The 20376-nt window shown below is 57.3% G+C and carries 19 protein-coding genes and 1 tRNA gene; 16 read left to right on the top strand and 4 right to left on the bottom strand.

What is annotated here, in order from left to right:
* Positions 1–8 precede the first annotated feature (8 nt).
* Positions 9–914, top strand: a complete 906-nt coding sequence (locus tag DHN10_RS16055; protein WP_108816377.1) for a LysR family transcriptional regulator — start codon at positions 9–11, stop codon at positions 912–914.
* Positions 915–981: 67 nt separating this feature from the next.
* Complete coding sequence (locus DHN10_RS16050) at positions 982–1770, top strand: inositol monophosphatase family protein (RefSeq protein ID WP_108816376.1); 789 nt, start codon at positions 982–984, stop codon at positions 1768–1770.
* Here DHN10_RS16050 and DHN10_RS16045 read toward each other — a convergent pair.
* Together DHN10_RS16045 and putA are read right to left on the bottom strand one after the other, a co-directional pair.
* Positions 1767–2501 (bottom strand): rhomboid family intramembrane serine protease, encoded by a 735-nt coding sequence (locus tag DHN10_RS16045; protein WP_108816375.1) that lies wholly within the window; start codon positions 2499–2501, stop codon positions 1767–1769. The two genes, DHN10_RS16050 and DHN10_RS16045, sit on opposite strands and share 4 nt — an antisense overlap.
* Before the next feature lie 48 nt (positions 2502–2549).
* Positions 2550–6014 (bottom strand): bifunctional proline dehydrogenase/L-glutamate gamma-semialdehyde dehydrogenase PutA, encoded by a 3465-nt coding sequence (gene putA, locus DHN10_RS16040; protein ID WP_108816374.1) that lies wholly within the window; start codon positions 6012–6014, stop codon positions 2550–2552.
* 106 nt (positions 6015–6120) lie between these two features.
* On the opposite strand from putA, the gene DHN10_RS16035 reads away from it, so the two are divergent.
* The 11 genes from DHN10_RS16035 to DHN10_RS15985 all read left to right on the top strand — a co-directional run bounded on the left by DHN10_RS16035 (position 6121) and on the right by DHN10_RS15985 (position 15875).
* A complete protein-coding gene (locus tag DHN10_RS16035; RefSeq protein ID WP_108816373.1) occupies positions 6121–6612 on the top strand; it encodes an Lrp/AsnC family transcriptional regulator in 492 nt (163 codons plus the stop codon).
* Positions 6613–6754: 142 nt separating this feature from the next.
* The gene (locus tag DHN10_RS16030) at positions 6755–7189 is read left to right on the top strand and encodes a tetratricopeptide repeat protein (protein WP_234417161.1); all 435 of its coding nucleotides are present in this window, start codon (positions 6755–6757) and stop codon (positions 7187–7189) included.
* Between the two features lie 45 nt (positions 7190–7234).
* Positions 7235–7320: transfer RNA gene (locus DHN10_RS16025), tRNA-Leu, on the top strand.
* Positions 7321–7451: 131 nt separating this feature from the next.
* Complete coding sequence (locus DHN10_RS16020; RefSeq protein WP_108816371.1) at positions 7452–8156, top strand: GntR family transcriptional regulator; 705 nt, start codon at positions 7452–7454, stop codon at positions 8154–8156.
* A complete protein-coding gene (locus tag DHN10_RS16015; RefSeq protein WP_108816370.1) occupies positions 8146–9054 on the top strand; it encodes a dihydrodipicolinate synthase family protein in 909 nt (302 codons plus the stop codon). Before DHN10_RS16020 ends, DHN10_RS16015 begins: the two co-directional genes overlap by 11 nt.
* A complete protein-coding gene (locus DHN10_RS16010) occupies positions 9051–10523 on the top strand; it encodes an aldehyde dehydrogenase (protein WP_108816369.1) in 1473 nt (490 codons plus the stop codon). The genes DHN10_RS16015 and DHN10_RS16010 overlap by 4 nt, the downstream gene beginning before the upstream one ends.
* Positions 10520–12070 carry a trimethylamine methyltransferase family protein gene (locus DHN10_RS16005; RefSeq protein ID WP_108816368.1) on the top strand — a complete coding sequence of 517 codons (1551 nt, stop codon included), beginning with the start codon at positions 10520–10522 and terminating at the stop codon, positions 12068–12070. The genes DHN10_RS16010 and DHN10_RS16005 overlap by 4 nt, the downstream gene beginning before the upstream one ends.
* Position 12071: 1 nt before the next feature.
* Positions 12072–13403 (top strand): NAD(P)/FAD-dependent oxidoreductase, encoded by a 1332-nt coding sequence (locus tag DHN10_RS16000; protein WP_108816367.1) that lies wholly within the window; start codon positions 12072–12074, stop codon positions 13401–13403.
* 90 nt (positions 13404–13493) lie between these two features.
* Positions 13494–14309 carry an ABC transporter substrate-binding protein gene (locus DHN10_RS15995; protein WP_108816366.1) on the top strand — a complete coding sequence of 272 codons (816 nt, stop codon included), beginning with the start codon at positions 13494–13496 and terminating at the stop codon, positions 14307–14309.
* 1 nt (position 14310) lies between these two features.
* Complete coding sequence (locus tag DHN10_RS15990) at positions 14311–15144, top strand: amino acid ABC transporter permease (RefSeq protein ID WP_108816365.1); 834 nt, start codon at positions 14311–14313, stop codon at positions 15142–15144.
* Positions 15144–15875 carry an amino acid ABC transporter ATP-binding protein gene (locus DHN10_RS15985; RefSeq protein ID WP_108816364.1) on the top strand — a complete coding sequence of 244 codons (732 nt, stop codon included), beginning with the start codon at positions 15144–15146 and terminating at the stop codon, positions 15873–15875. The genes DHN10_RS15990 and DHN10_RS15985 overlap by 1 nt, the downstream gene beginning before the upstream one ends.
* Positions 15876–15909: 34 nt before the next feature.
* Here the strand turns inward: DHN10_RS15985 and DHN10_RS15980 are convergent, their stop codons facing one another.
* A complete protein-coding gene (locus tag DHN10_RS15980; protein WP_108816363.1) occupies positions 15910–16917 on the bottom strand; it encodes a Hint domain-containing protein in 1008 nt (335 codons plus the stop codon).
* Between the two features lie 162 nt (positions 16918–17079).
* Complete coding sequence (locus DHN10_RS15975; RefSeq protein ID WP_108816362.1) at positions 17080–17580, bottom strand: toxin-activating lysine-acyltransferase; 501 nt, start codon at positions 17578–17580, stop codon at positions 17080–17082.
* Positions 17581–17666: 86 nt separating this feature from the next.
* On the opposite strand from DHN10_RS15975, the gene DHN10_RS15970 reads away from it, so the two are divergent.
* From DHN10_RS15970 to DHN10_RS15955, 3 genes are all read left to right on the top strand, one after another.
* Positions 17667–18779: a TIGR03032 family protein gene (locus DHN10_RS15970; RefSeq protein ID WP_108816361.1), complete on the top strand. Its 1113-nt coding sequence runs from the start codon at positions 17667–17669 to the stop codon at positions 18777–18779.
* Between the two features lie 503 nt (positions 18780–19282).
* The gene (locus tag DHN10_RS15960) at positions 19283–20170 is read left to right on the top strand and encodes a GEVED domain-containing protein (RefSeq protein ID WP_108816359.1); all 888 of its coding nucleotides are present in this window, start codon (positions 19283–19285) and stop codon (positions 20168–20170) included.
* A partial coding sequence (locus DHN10_RS15955; RefSeq protein WP_159087026.1) for a transposase occupies positions 20145–20376 on the top strand: 232 nt, incomplete at its 3' end. The genes DHN10_RS15960 and DHN10_RS15955, both read left to right, overlap by 26 nt.

Genomic DNA, 20376 nt, shown 5'->3' with positions numbered 1-20376 from the left:
GCTCACATATGCATATCGAATTCCGGCACTTGCGCACCATCAAGGCGATCCATGATACGGGCGGGCTGGCGCGGGCGGCGGATCAGCTCAACATCACCCAATCGGCGCTGTCGCATCAGATTAAGGGGATCGAGGATCAGGCCGGAGTTGAGCTATTCGTGCGTCGCTCCAAGCCGCTGAAACTCTCTGCGGCGGGCATGCGCATGCTGGCCGCAGCTGAGACGATCCTACCGCAAGTCGCCGCGTTGGAGATGGAGTTTTCCGGCCTGATTGCAGGAAAGTCCGGCCGTCTGCATATCGCGATTGAATGTCACGCCTGTTTTGAATGGCTGTTCCCGGTGTTGGAGCAGTTTCGCAAAGCATGGCCGGACGTTGATGTGGATATTCGCCCCGGCCTTGCCTTTGATGCGCTGCCTGCTCTGCGCAAGGAAGAGGTGGATCTGGTTGTATCCTCCGATCCAGAGGATCTGCCCGAGACTGATTTCACCCCGCTTTTTGACTATGACGCCGTCTTTGTTGCCTCTGCCGCGCACCCGCTAGCCCAGAAGGAGGTAATCGAAGCAGATGATTTTCGCGGTCAGACGCTGATCACCTATCCGGTGGATCGGGCGCGCCTTGATGTGTTTTCCCAACTTCTCACCCCTGCAAAGGTCGAACCGGCAGAGGTGCGGCAGGTGGAGCTGACGGCAGTGATCTTGCTGCTTGTCGCTTCAAACAGGGGCGTTGCGGTGCTGCCGGACTGGGTGGTGCGTCAGGTGCGTTACAACTCTGATTATGTGACGCGGCCACTGACGAAATCGGGTATCACGCGCAGGCTTTATGCGGCCACGCGTGAAGATGACACCAGCCGCCCCTATATGGCGCATCTGATCCGATTGGCACGGCAAGAGGCGGTCAAACTGCAGCGCGCCTGAGGCCCTTGCCTCCCTAGGCTTTGCGGCCTATACGCCGCGCTTGATCCCGAACCAAGGACACCTCGCAATGGCTGGCAGTGCAAACCTGAACGTAATGATGAAAACCGCCCGTAAGGCAGGGCGTGGTTTGCTGAAAGATTTTGGCGAGGTCGAGAACCTGCAGGTCAGCACCAAGGGCCCCGGCGATTTTGTCAGCCGTGCGGATAAGGCTGCGGAGGCGCTGATCAAAGAAGAGCTGATGCACGCGCGCCCCTCTTATGGTTTCCTTGGCGAAGAAGGCACAGAGGTTGATGGCGAAGATCCCACGCGCCGCTGGATTGTTGATCCGCTGGACGGGACGACGAACTTTCTGCACGGCCTGCCGCATTGGGCGGTCTCAATCGCGTTGGAGCACAAGGGGCAGATCGTGGCCGGTGTCATCTATGACCCCGTCAAAGACGAGATGTTTTATGCCGAAAAGGGCGGCGGCGCATGGATGAATGAAAGCCGCCTGCGCGTCTCTGGCCGCCACCGGATGATTGAGAGCATCTTTGCAACCGGCCTGCCGTTTGGTGGCCGTATTGATCTGCCGGAATCGCTGCAAGATCTGGCGCGCATCATGCCATCCTGTGCCGGTGTCCGCCGCTTTGGTGCGGCGGCACTTGATTTGGCCTATGTCGCCGCTGGCCGCTATGACGGGTTTTGGGAACGTAGCCTGAACGCCTGGGACATCGCCGCCGGAGTTGTCATCGTACGCGAGGCGGGCGGTATCATCGAGCCGCTCACGCCTGAGGATGATATCCTAGAGAGCGGCGCGCTGATCTGTGCCAATGAGCCGATCTTTGAAACCTTCGCCAAGGTTATTCGTAACACCTAACGCCGCACGATGGGGACGCTGCTGCGCCCATAGGTCGCCTCTGGATGGGGCGGATGCCCGTGCGTTTGCCGCCAATAGAGCCCGCCACCAAGTTTGCGCCAAAGCGGCAGCGTCAGGACAAACCCGATCACAAAACCACCCGCATGCGCCCAATAGGCGACACCGCCACCTGTAGTGTCGATGCTAAACCCATTGAAAAGCTGCAGCGCAAACCACAATCCCAGCATGACCCACGCCGGAATGGGGAAGATGCGGAAGAAGACGACGAAAAAGATAAAGATATCGACTCGCGCTTTTGGATAAAGCAACAGATACCCGCCCATCACCCCGGCAATCGCGCCCGAGGCACCCACGGTGGGCACCGCAGACATCGGATCGGTTGCAAACTGCGCCAGCCCCGCACCGATCCCGCAAACCAGATAGAAGATGAGGAAGGGGATATGCCCCATGTCCTCTTCCAGATTATCCCCGAAGATCCACAAAAACAGCATATTGCCCGCCAGATGCATAAACCCGCCGTGCAGGAAGGTTGACGTAATCAATGCGGCATAGTTCTCGCCCTGCGACAGCCGGATCGGTAGCAGGGCATAATCGTAGTAGAACAGCCCCAACGCCCGGTCATTTTGCAGCAAGGCAAGCCCAGCCAGAAACACCACGACGTTGATGGCAATGAGGGACAGCGTCACATAAGGCGTGCGCTCGGACGGGTTGTGATCACGTATTGGAAACATAGCGCGACCGTTATGCATGTGGCGGCTTTGGTCAAGCCGAAGCTGGCGTCAGCCCCCGCCGACTTCGGCCAAAAGTGCAGCATTGCCCCCCGCAGCAGTGGTGTCGATGCAGACATGGCGTTCGTGCAGGACATGGGCCTTGTCAGGCAACCCGGTGATTAGCGCAGTGATCGGCCCCTCGCGTTTGCTCAGGGCCGTTTCAATCGCGCGTCCTGTGTCGTCATCACCCCACCAGATAACACCCGCAAGCCGGGTGAGGGTGGTCAGCGCCTTTGGCGCAAGATCACCTTCGGCATTCACTGCGATACCGCCCAAAGCCGTCACAGCCTCTGCCTGCTCAGCCGCCGCGGTGGCACCCGGTCCCATGCACAGGATCGGACCGCGCGCGTGTAGGCTGTGCCGATTGGATTCACCCGTTGGGCCAGGCAGATCGGTCACAGGATAGTCCTGATTGGTTTTGGCGGTTTGCAGTCGGGTTGCGACGTCTCCTTGATTTGCCGCTGCCGCCCATGTCACTTTTGCCGGGGAAACAGGACGGGCGGTAAAACGAGGCAGATAGTGTGGTCCGCCAGCCTTTGGCCCGGTCCCGGACATGCCTTCGCCACCAAATGGCTGACTGCCCACGATGGCGCCGATCTGGTCGCGGTTCACATAGAGATTGCCCGCCTGAACCTTCTCAACAATCGTCTGTACGCGGTCATCGATCCTTGTGTGCAGGCCAAAGGTCAGGCCATAGCCGGTGGCGTTGATTGCATCAATCACTGCGTCCAACTCTGAGGCTTTGAAGGTCGCAACATGCAGGACGGGCCCAAAGATCTCTTTGGTCATTTCGGCGATGCCAGACACTTTGATGGCGACGGGCGCGATAAAGTGGCCCTGTGCAGGTGCGTCGGTCTGGTGGATAATGCGGCCTTGTGCTTGTGCGGTCGCAATGTGGTCCGCAATGCCCGCATGGGCGGCCGCATCAATGACGGGGCCTACATCGGTGGACAGATGCCACGGGTCACCAACGCTCAGTTCATCCATCGCGCCCTTCAGCATAGTCAAAAGCGGTTCTGCGATATCCTCTTGCACGTAAAGGCAACGCAAAGCCGAGCAGCGCTGCCCGGCAGAGCGGAACGCCCCGTTGATGATGTCACGCACCGCATGTTCGGGCAGGGCGGTACTGTCGACGATCATGGCATTCAACCCGCCGGTTTCTGCAATCAATGGCGTGCCGGGTGCGCAATGTGCGGCCATGTTGGTGCGGATTTTCAAAGCAGTGGCAGTTGAGCCGGTAAACGCCACGCCGTTGATGCGGGCATCGCCCGTCAAGGCCGCGCCGATCTCGCCACCGCCGGGTAACAGTTGCAAGGCAGATGCGGGGACACCCGCCGCATGCAACAATGCCACTGCGCGGGTTGCGATCAGCGGTGTTTGCTCGGCGGGTTTGGCAAGAACCGCGTTTCCTGCGGCCAGTGCTGCCGCAATCTGCCCGGTGAAGATTGCCAGCGGAAAGTTCCATGGGCTGATGCAGGTCCAGATGCCGCGAGCGCTCTGGTCCGCGTGCGCTTGGGCGGCGTAGTAGCGCAGGAAATCAACGGCTTCGCGCAGTTCCGCAATGGCATCCGGCAGCGCCTTGCCCGCTTCGCGACACAGGATCGCGAAAAGTTCCTCAGCATGGGCCTCATAGGCGTCCGCAGCAGCATTGAGAGCCTTGGCGCGCGTTGCCACATCCGCAGACCATGGTTTGGCGGCATCAAGTGCTGTGGCGATATCATTGTCAGTACTCACCTGCACCTGACCGACCTCATCACCCTGCTTGGCCGGGTTCAGCACCGGCTGCGCTGTTTTGAATGCAGCGCGCGGATAGGCGTGGTCGGACCCTGTAAGTGGGTGACCCACAAAGGACGCTGTCCGCAAAGGTTCACGTTGTTTTGCGATTAAATCCAGTGTTGGCCCATGGGTCAGATCCCAGCCTTTCGAATTGATGCGTTGCGGTTGATAGAGGTTCGGCCCGGTCGGCAGTTGCGGACCAACGCCTGCGCTTTCAAAGGGGCAGGCTGCCACGACCTCTGGGGGTACGTCTTCATCAACGATCTGATTAACAAAGCTGGAGTTCGCGCCGTTTTCCAACAAACGGCGGACCAGATAGGCCAGCAGGTCCTCATGTGCGCCGACGGGGGCGTAAATCCGGCAGTGGGTTTGCTCGGCCTGCAACACGATTGTGTGCAGCGTTTCGCCCATGCCATGCAGACGCTGGAATTCATAATCATCCTTCCCGCGCCCCATGCCTTGCGCCATGTCGAGGACGGCGGCGACGGTATTGGCATTGTGTGTGGCGAATTGCGGATAGATGCGATCCGTCAAGTCCAGCAGTTTGCGAGCGTTGGCGATATAGCTGATGTCGGTGTGCTGTTTTGAGGTGAAGACGGGGAAGCCATCGATGCCCTCAACCTGCGCACGCTTGATCTCGGCGTCCCAATATGCGCCTTTGACAAGGCGGATCATGATCTTGCGGTCCAACCGTTCGGCAAGATCATACAGGTAGTCGATGACCAAAGGCGCGCGCTGGCCGAAGGCCTGCACAACCACGCCAAATCCATCCCAACCGGTCAAAGCAGGTTCAGACAGAACCGCGCTGATCACGTTGAGCGACAGCGACAAACGGTCGGCCTCTTCAGCGTCAATGTTAAAGCCCATGCCCGCCGATTTCGCCAAAAGCGCCAGCGCACGTACACGTGGGACCAGTTCCTCCATCACCCGGGCGTCTTGGGCCACTTCATAGCGCGGATGCAGCGCCGAAAGCTTAACAGAAATGCCGGGGTTTTCTGCAACACTCGTGTGTGTGCAATGCTCGGCAATGGCACTGATGGCACGGGAATAAGCCAGATGATAGCTGCGGGCATCGGCATCCGTGCGGGCGGCTTCGCCCAGCATATCATAGCTGTAGGTAAAGCCTTTGGCCTGCATGCCTTCAGCGCGTTTCATGGCCTTGCCGATATCCTCACCCAAGACAAATTGGCGGCCCATTTCGCGCATGGCGCGGGCAACGGCGGTGCGGATCACAGGCTCTCCCAGACGTTTGACGGCACTGCGCAGATGGCGGGTCATGCCCGGTTTTTCATCATCCAGCACGCGGCCCGTCAGCATCAACGCCCATGTGGACGCATTGACCAACGAAGAGGCAGAGTGGCCCAGATGCTTGCCCCAGTCGGAAGGTGCAATCTTATCCTCGATCAGATCGTCCATGGTTTCGGCGTCAGGGACGCGCAACAGCGCCTCGGCAAGGCACATCAATGCAATGCCTTCATCCGTGGACAGGCCATATTCGGCCAGAAAAACCTCCATCAATCCGGGTTCAGAGCTGCCACGGATCTGACGCACCAGGTCGGCCGCCTTGTCAGAGACCCGCGCACGGTCGTCCTGTGACAGTGCGGCTGTCTCTATCAGGTTCTGCACACTGGCCGCTTCGTCTTGGTACATCGCAAGGTCGATTTGACGGTGAAGGTCGGTGCTGTGATCGCGCGGCATTGCTGGCTCCTGCGTTGGGTTTGTCCCATCATATACCAGATTTCCTAGTCAAGATGCCTTCAGTCTGGCAAAGTGAAAGGCAATTCGACTTAATAGAGGTAACTGTATGGCCGAAATGCTTTCCGAACTGGATACGTTTGATCGCAAGATTCTCGATATCCTGACCGTCGAGGGGCGGATCAGCGTGACAGAACTTGCACGCCGCATCGGGTTGTCGAAGTCGCCGACGCAGGCGCGGCTCAAACGGCTGGAGGATCAAGGTGTGATCCGCGGCTACCGCGCGCTTTATGATGCAATCCGACTGGGGCGCGACCACGTGGCCTTTGTCGAGGTCAAACTGTCGGACACCCGCGAAAGCGCATTGGCGGCGTTTAACAGTGCGGTTCTGAAGGTGCCGGAAATCGAACAATGTCACCTGATTGCCGGGGCGTTTGACTATCTGTTGAAGGTGCGCACAGCCGGTATGCCGGGTTATCGCGCTGTTTTGGCAGAGAAAATCTCGACCTTGCCACATGTCGCCAGCACGTCGACCTATGTGGCCATGCAGGCAGTCAAGGAAGAAGGACTGTCGCCCTTGACGCCGGGCACGGGGTCGTGACTTGACCTGAGCGGTTGCTGCCTCAGATACTCAAGGCATGAAATGGATATTGCCGATTTGCGTCATAGCAGGACCCGCTTTCGCCCAAAACTGCCCACCCGCCACGGATCACAGTGCGCGTCTCGCACAAATTGTAAGTGAATTGAGCGCCTCCCGCGGTCAGGGCGAGGCACAAATGCTCAGCCAGCAGCTCTGGGAGTTGTGGCTTGATGCACCTGACGCGCTGGCCCAAGAGATGCTGGATGAAGGCATGTCGCAGCGTTCTATCTACGACTTTCTGGGCGCGCGCGAAACGCTGACGCGGTTGGTGGATTACTGCCCTGACTATGCCGAAGGGTATAACCAACGGGCCTTTGCCAGTTACCTTGCGCAAGATTTTGAGGCGGCACTTGCAGACCTCAACGTCGCCCTTGAGATCATGCCAAACCACATCGCCGCATTATCGGGTAAAGGGCTGACGCTGTTGGGGCTTGGCCGCGATGAAGAAGCGCAAGAAGCGCTGCGTGCGGCGGTCAAGATGAACCCCTGGCTGCAAGAGCGTGCGCTGCTGACGGAACCAATGGGCACCGACCTCTGATCACCGCTTGCCGACCACGGCTACTGCGCATAGGAATAGCGCCGTGCCCGCGTGGTGGAATGGTAGACACTGGAGACTTAAAATCTCTTGGCCGTATGGCCGTGCCGGTTCGAGTCCGGCCGCGGGCACCACTTTGAATATCCAAAGCAACAATATCCCCTTTGCTTGCAGGGTAGCGCTGCGCTGCCGTGGTTTACATCGGAAGAATAAACTTGCGTGAAATCGAAATGTATACATTGTGTATACAGATTGGATAACACACATGACCCGATTCTCAAAAGACGCATGTCTTGAAGACCTCAAACGCCGCATCCTCTCGACCGAGTTGGTGCCGGGTTCTGACTTGGATGAGATCAGCCTGACCGCGCTTTATGGTATGTCCCGTACCCCCATGCGCGAAGTGCTGCAGCGCCTGATGGGCGAAGGCTATGCCGCGCGGACGCCCAATCGCGGGGCGAAGGTGGCGTCGATGGATATCGCGGTGATGCGGACCTTCTTTCAGACTGCGCCGATGATCTACGCCAACATTTCGCGACTGGCGGCGGAAACCTGGACAGGTGGCCAGATTGACGACCTCAAAACGGCACAACTGAAATTTGCCAAGGCGGCCAAAGCGAACCAAAGCGAAGAAGCCGCCCTCGCCAATCACCGCTTTCATGCCATCATCGGCGACATGGCCCAGAACGCCTATCTTGAGGCCGCGCTGTCGCGCTTGCTGATTGACCACACGCGCCTTAGCCAGACATTTTACAACCCGTCGTCACCTGCCGAAAGCAATCTGGTGCGTAAGGCGATTGAGCAGCACGAGGCCTTGATCACTGCGATTGAAGCGCGCGAAGGCGCTTTGGCCATCGATCTGACCATCCAGCACTGGGACCTCAGCCGCGATCAGATGGAGCGTTTCGTGCGTCCTGATCCGCTCCCGGTCAATGTGATCTCTCTGAAGGACAACAGCCATGCAGTTTGAAGGCATCTATACCCCCATTGTCACGCCTTATCATGATGACTTTTCTTTGAATGAGACTGCCTTCGCACAGACTGTTGACCACCTGATTGCATCAGGTGTGCACGGGATCATAGTGGCAGGGTCAACCGGCGAATACTACGCGCAGACCGCTGATGAGCGGATTGAGATGATGACCACCGCCAAGGCCTTGATCGGTGGGCGCGTTCCGATGATTGTTGGCACCGGCGCTATCCGCACCGAAGACAGTGTGATGTTTGCCAAAGCGGCCAAAGATGCCGGCGCAGATGCGCTATTGGTGGCAACACCGCCTTATGCCTACCCAACAGGTCGCGAGATTGCCTTGCATGCCCTCGCAGTGGACCGCGCGGCCAACCTTCCCGTGATGCTTTACAATTATCCCGGTCGGATGTCCGTGAATATGGATGAAGAATGCCTTGACCGTCTGGGTCGCAGCCCGAATTTCTGCGCCATCAAGGAAAGCTCTGGTGACGTCAACCGTCTGCATATGCTGGCCCGCGATTATCCGCATATCGCGCTGTCCTGCGGTATGGACGATCAGGCACTGGAGTTCTTTGCATGGGGTGCGCGGTCTTGGGTCTGTGCCGGGTCCAATTTCGCACCAGAGGCGCATATCGCACTTTATCAGGCCTGCGCGGTTGAAGGGGATTTCACCAAAGGCCGTGCGATCATGTCAGCGATGTTGCCGCTGATGCGTGTGCTCGAACAGGGCGGTAAATTTGTGCAATGCATCAAATACGGGCTGACCCTGCGCGGGATTGATGCCGGACCACCACGCAAGCCGCTGCAACCGCTCAACAAGGACGACAAACGCGCCTTGGCCGATGTGATCCGCACCATGAACACGGCAATCACTAACATTACGGGGCAAAAGATATGACTGACCTTCTGACACATGCCGAGTATCAGGCAATCGCAGCAACGCTCGACCTGCCGCGCAGCCCGTTTATCGACGGCAAATACCGCGCTGGGAATGGCCCGATGATGGCGACAACGAACCCGGCAACAGGTGCGGAGATTGCGCAAATCTCTTGTGCTGATGCCGTTGATGTTGATTTGGCCGTTGCCAAGGGCCGCGAGGCCTTTGATCAGGGGCATTGGTCAAAGATGGACCCCGACGCGCGCAAGGATGTGCTGATCCGCCTGTGCAAGCTGATCACCCGGAACAGGCGCGAACTGGCGGTCATGGAAAGTATCGAGAGCGGTAAGCCGATTGCCGATTGTGAGCAGATTGATCTGCCCGAGACCATTCATTGTATCAAATGGCATGCCGAAGCTGCCGATAAGATCTATGATCAGACTGCTCCCACAGGCGACAGTGCCATGGCCATGATCGTGCGCGAACCCATTGGTGTTGTTGCTGCCGTCCTGCCATGGAATTTCCCGTTGATGATGCTGGCCTGGAAAATCGGCCCGGCCCTTGCCGCAGGCTGTTCGGTGATCGTGAAACCGGCAGAGCAGACCAGCCTGACCGCACTGCGCGTGGCCGAGCTTGCCGCTGAAGCGGGCATTCCGCGCGGTGTCTTGCAGGTCTTGCCGGGCGATGGTCCATCTGTGGGTGAGCCTTTGGGCCGTCACATGGACGTTGATATGGTCAGCTTTACCGGCTCAACCGAAACCGGTCGCCATTTCCTGCGCTATGCGGCCGATAGCAACCTCAAGAAGATCGTGCTGGAGTGTGGCGGCAAGAACCCGGCGGTTGTCTTTGACGATGCAGAGAACCTCGACCACGTGGCAGGCCATGTTGTGAATGCGGCGTTCTGGAATGCCGGGCAAAACTGCTCTGCCACTTCGCGGCTGATCGTGCATAAGGCTGTCAAAGCGGCGTTGATGGAAAAGATCGAGGCGCATTTGCGCAATTGGAAAACCGGCGATCCGCTGGACCCGGCAAATCACATTGGTGCGCTGATTGATCAAGGGCATTGCGCCAAGGTGCGCAGCTATCTCGATAGCAGCGAAGACAGCCCCTTCGTTGCCCCCGTCGTGATCGAGATGTCAGCAGATGACGTGCGCGCCCGCGAAGAGATTTTCGGCCCTGTTCTGGGCGTAATCGAAGTGGCCAGCAATGATGAGGCCGTGCAGGTCGCCAATGACACCGACTATGGGCTTGCCGCGTCAATCTTTTCCGCAGGTGGCCGCGATGCCATGCGCGCCGCGCGCGACATCCGGGCAGGTACGGTCACGATCAATTGTTATGGCGAAGGCAATATGGCCACGCCCTTTGGCGGCTACAAGCAGTCTGGCTTTGGCGGGCGCGACAACGGGTTGCATGCCCACGACCAGTATACCGAGCTCAAAACCATCTGGATCGACCTGACTGATCCCGCCGATGGGGACAATGTATCATGAGCGTTGATGCGGTTGGCACGGTTCGTCGCGGACGCGGTGCGCGCAAGGCGATCCGCCAGACCCGCGATGTGGCGATGTTGCCTGCATTGAAAAGGCGCTTGCCACTGACGGAACCCATGACGCCAGAGCAGGTCGAAAAGATCGATGCCGCCTCGATGGATATTCTGGAAAACGTCGGCGTTCAGTTCCGTGACCCGATTGCCTTGGCCGATTGGAAGCGGGCAGGGGCCAAGGTTGTAGGCGAGCTGGTTTTTCTGGACCGCGCACTGGTGCGCGAGCTCATCGCAACCATTCCCGAAACATTCACCTATCATGCACGTAACCCCGCCAATAACCTGCCCTTTGGCAAGGATCACTGCATCTTTGTGCCTATGACGGGCGCCCCATTCCTGCGCGACCTAGAAGATCAGCGGCGCAATCCGACGCTTGATGATTTGGCGAATTTTCACAAGCTGAGCCACATGTTGCCCGCGATCCATTCGTCCGCGCATCATATCGTGGAACCTTATGATCATCCGATCAGCCAAAGGCATCTGCGGATCACCTATTCGTCGATGAAGCATTCCGACAAGACCTTCATGGGCATGACGACCAGCCCCAAAAACGCTGAAGATGTGATCGAGATGTGCGCGATCCTCTTTGGTGACGACTTTATTGATACCCATCCCGTAGTCACCGGGAACTGCAACGGGAACTCACCGCTTGTTTGGGATGAAACGATGCTGGGGGCGATGCGTGCTTTTTGCCGCCGCAACCAGCCGGTCTTATGTTCGCCTTTCGTCTTGGGTGGAGCGAATACCCCTGCTTCAACAGCGGCCACTGTGGCGCAGCTGAATGCCGAAGCGCTTAGCGCTTTGGCCTATACCCAAGTCATCAAGAAAGGGTGCCCGGCCATCTATGGTCACTACCTCAGCACTGTGTCGATGAAATCTGGTGCGCCCATGGCGGGCACGCCAGAGATTAGCCTGATGAACTTTATGATTGGTCAGATGGCGCGGTTTTATGGTGTGCCATGGCGAACCTCCAATACGCTTGGCGGGGCCAAGACCTTTGACGCGCAGGCCGGCTACGAATCCGCCATGACGCTGAACGCGGTGCTCATGGCGGGTGCCAACTACATCTGGCACAGTGCCGGCTGGAACGAGGCGGGGATGCACTGTTCAACCGCCAAATTCATTGTCGATGCTGAAATGTGCGCGATGGGCTACCGGATGGCCGAAGGGATCAACTGGGACGACTTTGACGAAGCAATCGCCGCCGTGCCCGATATCGGCCCAGGTGGGCATTATCTGGGGCACGCTCACACGCTGGAGCATTTTCAGAAGGCATTTTTCATGCCCGAGATGTTTGACAACAACTCGATCGAGCAATGGCAGGCCGAAGGCGGCATCGAGATCACCGAGCGCGCACTGATCCGCGCCAAGGCCATGCTAAATGAATATGAAGAACCCATGCTGGACGAGGGCGTCAACGAGGCGCTGCTGGACTATATCAGACGCCGCGAGACTGAAATTCCTGCCGCTGATGCATTGAACCAGGACCATTAGGATGAAGGCCAAGCGTCTACCCAAAGACCCCGGTCCTGCCGGTTGGAACAGCCTATTACCACCCGCCGCACCGGCCACGCCGTTGGAAGACACAGTCACGGCAGATTGGCTTGTCATTGGTGCGGGATTTGCGGGGCTTGCTGCCGCCCACCGTCTGTCGAAACTTGCGCCAGATGATCGGATCGTCGTGCTGGATGCCGTGCGTGTGGGCGAGGGGCCAGCGGGGCGCAATTCGGGCTTTATGATTGATTTGCCACATGATCTGGCCAGTGCTGATTATGGCGGGCAGTTGGCGCATGACCGGGCGCAGACCGAAGATAACCGGCGCGGTATCTCTTACGCCAGCGAAATGGCCGAAGAATACGGGCTGGATGCCGAAGCCTTTGTGCAATCGGGTAAAATCAATGGGGCAGCTACTCAAAAGGGGCTTTCGCACAACGAAAACTATGCCAAGCACCTTTCGGCCATGGGTGAAGCGCATAATCTGCTGAGCGAACAACAGATGCAGCGGATTACGGGCACAGATTATTACCGGGGCGGTCTTTTTACCCCAGGAACAGCTGTCATCCAACCGGCACGCTTTGTGCGCGGCGTGGCAGTGGGTCTGCGCTCAAACCGGATCTCTTTGTATGAAAACAGCCCCGTCATTGAGCTGAAGCGCGATGGCAACTGGGTGGCCACCACGCCCAAGGGCAAAGTGACTGCCCCCAAAGTTATCATGGCGGTGAACGGGCATCTGGCCAGCTTTGGATATCTGGCCCGCCGGCTAATGAACGTCTTCACTTACGCCTCGATGACATACGCATTGACGGATGATGCGGTCGCGCGTCTTGGCGGTGATCCGATCTGGGGGATCACGCCTGCCGATCCGCTTGGCACCACCGTCCGGCGCATCAGCGGGACCGGTGGCGACAGGATCGTGATCCGCAATCGCTTTACCTTTGACCCGTCAATGGAGGTGTCCGACAAACGCATCGCGCGCATTGGGCAGGACCATGACGCCGCATTCGCCGCGCGTTTTCCGATGCTGTCCGGGGTCAAGATGGAGTACCGCTGGGGCGGGCGTCTTTGCCTGAGTCGCAACAACGTGCAGGTCATTCAGGAGTTGGAACCAGGGCTTTACGCTGCCTGCTGCCAAAATGGGCTTGGCACTGCCAAAGGCACCTTTGCCGGGGTGACAGCGGCGGAGCTGGCGATGGGAGTGACCTCACCGGGGCTCAGTCGTGCGCTGAATGCCGATCCGCCAAGCCGCCTGCCACCACGTCCGATTTCCACCATAGGCGCGAACCTGCATATCATGCTGCATGAACGCCGCGCCGGAGGCGAGCTTTGACCGCATCGGGCAGGGCGGCATCACGCTGGACACCTTTGGCATGCGCTACTACGCTTTGGCAAAAGTGTATCCAACAGAAGGTTTGATGATATGTCCAAGATGCTCTCTGCCAGCGCTGTCGCCCTTGCGCTGATGTCGACCGCCGCTTTTGCCGGTGGTCATTGTGCGGCTGGAAAGACGCTCACCGACGGCAAATTCACAATCGCGACGGGCAATCCTGCCTACTACCCTTGGGTCATGGATGACGCGCCTGAAAGCGGGCAGGGGTTTGAAGCCGCTGTTGCTTATGCGGTTGCCGCGGAAATGGGGTTTGCGGCTGAAGATGTGGTTTGGGTCAGATCATCCTTTGATGAGGCGATCCAGCCGGGGGCAAAGAACTTTGACGTCAACATGCAGCAGTACTCGATCACGCCAGAGCGCGATGAAATCGTAGATTTCTCGGCACCTTATTACACCGCCCCCATGGCCGTTCTGGTCAGCCCAGGCGCGATCGACACCGAAGCAACGCTTGATGCGCTGCGCGAATTGCAATGGGGGGCAGTCGGATCAACGACGGCTGTGCCTAAATTGGCCAGCGTCATTCAACCCAGCAACGACCCGCTGCTTTATGGCGACAATGCTGATGTGAACGCAGCGATGTCTGCCAACCAGATTGATGCGGCTTTGTTTGATCTGCCCACGGCGCTTTTTCTGAGCGCTGTGATGATCGAAGGATCAAAGGTGATCGGGCAGTTCGCACCGGATGCCAGCGACAACCCTGATCAGTTTGGCATGCTGTTGGAAGACGGCAATCCGCTGAAGACCTGCGTGGATGAAGCGCTTGCAGCCTTGACCGAAAGCGGCGATCTGGCCGCGATTGAGGCGGAATGGCTTCAGGACACCACCGGTGTTCCGCTGATCAAGTAATATGGCGCTGAAACAGGCGGCGGGGATGACCCGCCGCGAACGCTATGAGGCGCAGCAGCGCAGGCGGTCACTGATCATCGCGGCAACAAGTACGGTGATCGTGGTTGCAGCTATCGTGATCTTTGTGCCCATGGCTCCCGGTTGGGAGAAGGTGCAAAAGAGCTTCTTCAACGGCGAGGTGTTGGCCAAGTCCTTTCCCAAACTGCTGGAAGCCTTCACCGTCAATGTGATGATCTTCGCTTGGTCCGCACCTGCCATTGCCGTGCTGGGGCTGCTGATAGCATTAGCGCGAGACGCTAAATCACCGGCTTTGTTCCCGCTGCGTATCTTTGGGGCTGCGTTTACAGACGTATTTCGCGGGGTGCCGGTCATTCTCACCGTCTATCTGATCGGTTTTGGCATTCCGGGGCTGGGTCTGCCGCGGCCTTGGAATTCGCCCTATATTTGGGGTTCGCTCGCGCTGATCCTGACCTATTCGGCCTATGTCGCCGAAATTTTCCGGTCGGGCATCGATAGTGTCCACCAAAGCCAACGTGCTGCGGCCTCATCGCTGGGACTGGCAGATCGGCAGGTGATGCGAGACGTTGTCCTGCCGCAGGCCATCCGCAACGTTGTCCCATCGCAGATGAACATGCTGATCGCATTGCAAAAGGATGTCTCATTGCTCAGCTTCATCGGCCCGGTCGAGATTTTTCGGCAGGCGGGCGTGTTCAAATCGCTGTTGGCGAATTTTACACCCTATGTCGGGGCTGCGATCATTTTTCTGATCGTGACCATCCCAGCCACGCGCTATGCCGACTATCTGATGGCACGGCAAATGCGGGATCGCAGCTGATGGCCAAGCTAGAATTGCGCGGTGTCGTCAAACGGTTCGGCGACACAACGGTTTGCGACGGGATCAATTTGGACGTGACAGAAGGCCAGATGGTCTGTTTGATCGGGGCGTCGGGCGCGGGAAAATCCACGCTGCTGCGGTGCATCAACCTGCTGGAACCGGTCGAGGACGGGGAAATCCTGTTGGATGGCGAAGATATCGCCGAACCGGGCTTGAACCCGCAAGGCGTGCGTTCTCGGATCGGCATGGTGTTTCAAAGTTTCAACCTGTTTCCGCATATGACCGCATTGGAAAACGCCATGCTGGCCCCCCGGCGGGTGCGCGGTCTGTCGCGGGCCGAGGTGCAGCCCGAAGTTGAGGCGCTATTTGCGCGGTTTGGTCTGGCGGACCGGATGCACAACTACCCCGATCAACTGTCAGGCGGTCAACAACAACGCGTGGCCATCGTGCGCGCCTTGGCCATGCGCCCCGAGGTGATGCTGTTTGATGAGATTACGTCGGCGCTTGATCCGCAATTGGTGGGCGAAGTGCTGGACGTTCTGCTGATGCTGAAGAACCAGGGTATGACCATGGTACTTGCGACCCATGAAATGGGGTTCGCACGAGAAGCCGCCGACAAAGTTTGTTTTTTGGCGGATGGACGCATCGTGGAAGAGGGCCCGCCGGAGCGGTTGTTCGACGCACCACAGCAAGAAGCGACGCGGGCCTTTCTGGCGCGCGCGCTGAAGTGAGCACGCCTAGGGCCTGAAACAAGGTGCAGATGCGTCAAAGAGAGATTGGTTGGGACGCACTGCTGTCCAGATGTGCGATCACACGTCCGGCTTCGCGGGCTTTCAGCACCGGGTAGGCCAGCTCGCGCCCGCCTGCCGCCAAGTCCGGGAAGATTTCTTTCAACTCATTGACCTGACCACTGTCGAGGATCACCGCCGACATCGGACCAAAATAGAAAGATTCAACCGGGCAGCCATTTGCGACGACAACATCATGATCATCAAGCATCAGATGCCAGTATTCCAATTTCTCAAAGCGCTCACCACAAGGTCTGATCCGCTGCCCATCGCAAAGGTGCTTTGCCGCGACAAGGCGATCCTGAGATTCAAATAGCGCATCGGCCACTTGCCCGGTCAACAGAACTCGGTGTTGTGGCGAAACAACCAAATCGCGAGAGGGGATGTTTGGCTCAATAGCGCCTTTCTCGATCAGGATCGGCTCCAACCCATCGTTGCCGCGCCGCCGGGCGTCGGAAATTTCGGAGTACCCAAGCCATTTGATAGGTCTCGTTTTGTTATCTTGTGTTAGGATCAAATCACCCACTTGAAGGTCTTCAATCAGGCGGGCGCCATCTGGTGTGGCAATTTCTGTGCCACGGGTAAAGCAAACTTCGTTCTCACCAAAGATGGTGATCGTGACCTGATGGGTATCAATAACCGGAATCCCACTCTGAGTTGAGGCATCGCCCGTACCTGTCCAAGAGACATCAAAGACGCGGACATTAAAGGTAATATCCAGCGTTGAACCGCTATCCAGTGTGTCCAGCGCGGGGTCATCGGAATCAAACACGAACGACCACGTGTAGCCGCCTTCACCGTTCGCAGTGTTCTGCGTGATAGTCAGCGTACCAAAGCCCGGTGCAGACAGTACGGTGTTTCCACCAGCCAGCCAAATGTAGATACCCGGATCGGTGTTGCTGACAGAGCCAGTCACGGTCACGTTTCCTGCGCCGTTCAGGCCTTCTGTTGCCGATGCTGTAGTGGGTCCGACCAAGCCAACCATTGCATGTCTCCAAATCTCACGCTGCGTCGCAGCTACCTCACATTAGCGATCTTTGGGGCAAAAGCCCATCTCCAATGTGTCTTCTGGACAAGCGCTGTCACAGCGTTTTGATACGGTCACAGCTTATGCCGCCTTGCGTCAAGAGCGAGGTAACCTGTGCCACTAAATTGTGCGAATTTTCCATTTGCTTTCGACGTCGCTGCGGTAGTACTCGACAACCCGTTTTCGGCCGCCGCGCACGCGCAATGTCTTGAATGACGTGCCGGGTATAGTCTTTAGCACATCAGCAATAATGGCCTTGCCATGGCCCCAGGGCGCAATCAAATCGACAACCCAAAGGTTGTTGCCTGATTTCCATTCGTCATAGGTGTCAAGCCCGTTGCCTTTGATGAATTTGGCCTCTGTCGCCGCGTCCATCTGGGCCCATGTGACCAGCCCGCGGGGAACGTCACGCGCACGGTACACCTGAAACTGCTTAAGATAGATCGGAGGCTCGAACACCTTGCCGATCATTTCCATTGTCCAGTTGCGATGCACTTTCGAATGAAAACACAAGAAGCAAAACTCGCCGATCACACCCAGCACGTCCTGATTGGGATAAAGCGGCGATACCTGGATCATGCCGCCATCGTCCGGGGCTGCGCCTTTTTCAGTTGTTTGCATGGCACTGCCTTGACTGTTGTTGTTTGAGCGTCATCGCTCTAGTTGTAACAATTCATAGTTACGTCCAGCAGTGTTAGTGTCAATCGATGGAACAAACCGGCGACCGCGAATCCTTTGACATCAGCCAGGTGGAAACACCAGACAAAGAGACGCGCAAAATCACGATCAGCACGTCGCCGGGCCTGCGTCAATGGATGGCGCAGCGCCGCTTTTCTATCGCATTCAACACCTACCATATTGGCAAACTCTTCATGGTGGGGTTCGACCCGCTCGGAACCTTCCAGTTCTCTGAGGCGAATTTCCCCCGCTCTATGGGGCTCAGCATGCACAACCAGACACTCTGGATGGCGGGGCAAAAGCAGCTTTGGCGGTTTGAGAATTTCCTCCAACCCGGCCAGACGTCCCAAGGCCACGACGCGGTTTTTGTCCCGATGGGTGCCACGACAACCGGCATGATCAACCTGCATGATGTGCGCGCCTCTGATGAAGGGGTCTATTTCATCTCGTGCAATTTCAACTGCATCGGGAAACTGCACCCCAAGTGGAGCTTTGAGCCGGTCTGGAAGCCGCCCTTCATCAGCCAGTTTGAATATGGCGATAAATGCCATCTGAACTGTTTGGCCCTTGAGGATGGCAAGCCTAAATATGTGACCGCCTTTGCCGAAACCGACGACATCAGAGGCTGGCGAAACAACTCAAAAAGCGAAGGCACCGGCATCGTGATGGATGTCACCACCAATGAGGTACTCTGCCGTGGCTTGCATATGCCGCATTCGCCACAGATCCATGAGGGCGAGCTTTACGTGGCAAACAGTGGCTGCGGTGAGTTTGGCCATGTGGATCGCAAGACCGGTGTCTATACCCCCATCTGCTTCATCCCCGGTTTTACCCGTGGGATCGCCTTCTGGCGGCATTTTGCCTTTGTTGGTTCCTCAAAGCCAAGAGAGCATGGCGTTTTTGAAGGCAACGACGAAACACCACTGAACGACATCCTGACGCGCGACAACATCGCGCCGCAATGCCAGATTTCCATCGTTGACCTGCGCAGTGGCGAAATCAAGCAAACGCTGACCATCGAAGGTGTCGCGTCCGAGATTTACGATGTGTGCATCATTCCTGGAGTGCAAAGGCCGTTCGTGACTGATGTGCAAAGCGACCACATGAACACGATCTTTCGGCCGTCGAGTTTGCATATCTAGGTACGCAGTCAGTGGGGTGTCGTCAGGTGCGCCCAAGGCTGATCGAACTATCCAGCATGTTGACGCTCATCTCCTCTGTAATGTTCAAGCAATCCCGTATCAGCACTGATTCGCCAGCAATTGTGACCACCAGACAAATGCAACCTTCAGGTGTGTCGATTATTGGGCTGGAATTGACCAAATTTCAGACACATTTGAAATTTCTGCTCATATTTTCAACGCGTTCAAAATTGGAATTGTGGCCGCAACATCTCAATCCAAACCGCTATTGAATCAAATTTGTGACATATTTGGAGGGCCATCTAGGACCACCCGACGTGCGCTTGGCTTTAGGTATTTCACCATGTGGTCCCATAGCTCGTCTGAACCCAATTCCGATGGATGTGCCGAAAGCGCCATCGTTGGACAAGATAGAGTGTGTATAAGAAATGACAAAGAGTCTCGCGTCCCGTTAGTACCAGACGACAACATCCGTAGCTGCCCTTTCCAGTGCGATCCTTGCCGTGGGCGCGCCGACAACCGCATATGCGGCGTCACCGCTTTGTTCGTCAGCAAGTGACACTGCAACGATTGAATGGGTGACGCGAGTTGGCATTGGTGGCAATGATATCGCCGTTGCGCCCAACACAAACTACCTTGACGGCTCTGATGCGTCTATCAGCACGGTCAACGCTGGCGCGACCTTTGACATTGAAGTCGACGTCATCACAAGCGGCTCTACATTCAACGAATTCGTCATCTTGTGGCTGGATTTGAACCAGGATGGTGTCATCGACGATGCCACCGAACGCGTATTCACGCAGAACGCGGATGTTGATGGAACTGGTCTGACCTTTTCGGGCGCATCCACCGCCATTCCCGCAACAGCGTTCAATGGTACGTCCTATGGCCGGATGATCATGCAGTTTGCCGGAAGCCCAAATCTTTGCGGCTCATATGGTTTCGGCACAACTGTCGATTTCAGGGTAGACATTACTGGAGGTGCAGAAAACCCCAACGCGCCACTACCACCCGCAAGTGTCGTTGCCACGGCTGGCAACGGGGATGGCTCGCTGACGATTACGCCTCCACTCACCGGCAATACACCAATAGAATATCTGGTCACCATTCAGCCAGATGGGACCCAGATCACGGTTCCCGCATCTGCTATTGGCGGCCCTATTGCGATACCCGGTCTGACAAATGAGCAGACATACACCTTTGATGTGACGTCTGTCTTCGATTTCACAAACGCGGGTGGTGACACCGTGCCACTGTCCAGTTCGTCTTCGACGACCAGCAACGCTGTTACGCCAGATGGTATTGCGCCATGTCTTGACCCCCTAAAACTGTGCCAAAGTTGGCTTAGTTTTGGAGATTGGATTGATGGCACGGAAACGGTACTCGGATGAAGATGTTCTTCGGCTTTTGCGTGAGATTGAACTGAGCCTAGCGTCTGGCTCAGATGTAGCGACGGCCTGCAGAAGTGCTGGTGTCAGCGACGCGACCTATTACACATGGCGCAAACGGTTTGGTGGCATGGGACGATCGGAGATGGCCAATCTGAAGGCGCTTCAGAAAGAGAATGATCGGCTCAAGAAGATCGTGGCGGAGCTTG

The organism is Loktanella sp. Alg231-35 (genome assembly GCF_900143545.1).
Classification (GTDB): domain Bacteria; phylum Pseudomonadota; class Alphaproteobacteria; order Rhodobacterales; family Rhodobacteraceae; genus Yoonia.
The sequence above is the reverse complement of the archived record's forward strand: the minus strand, read 5'-3'. Positions and strand labels throughout refer to the sequence as shown.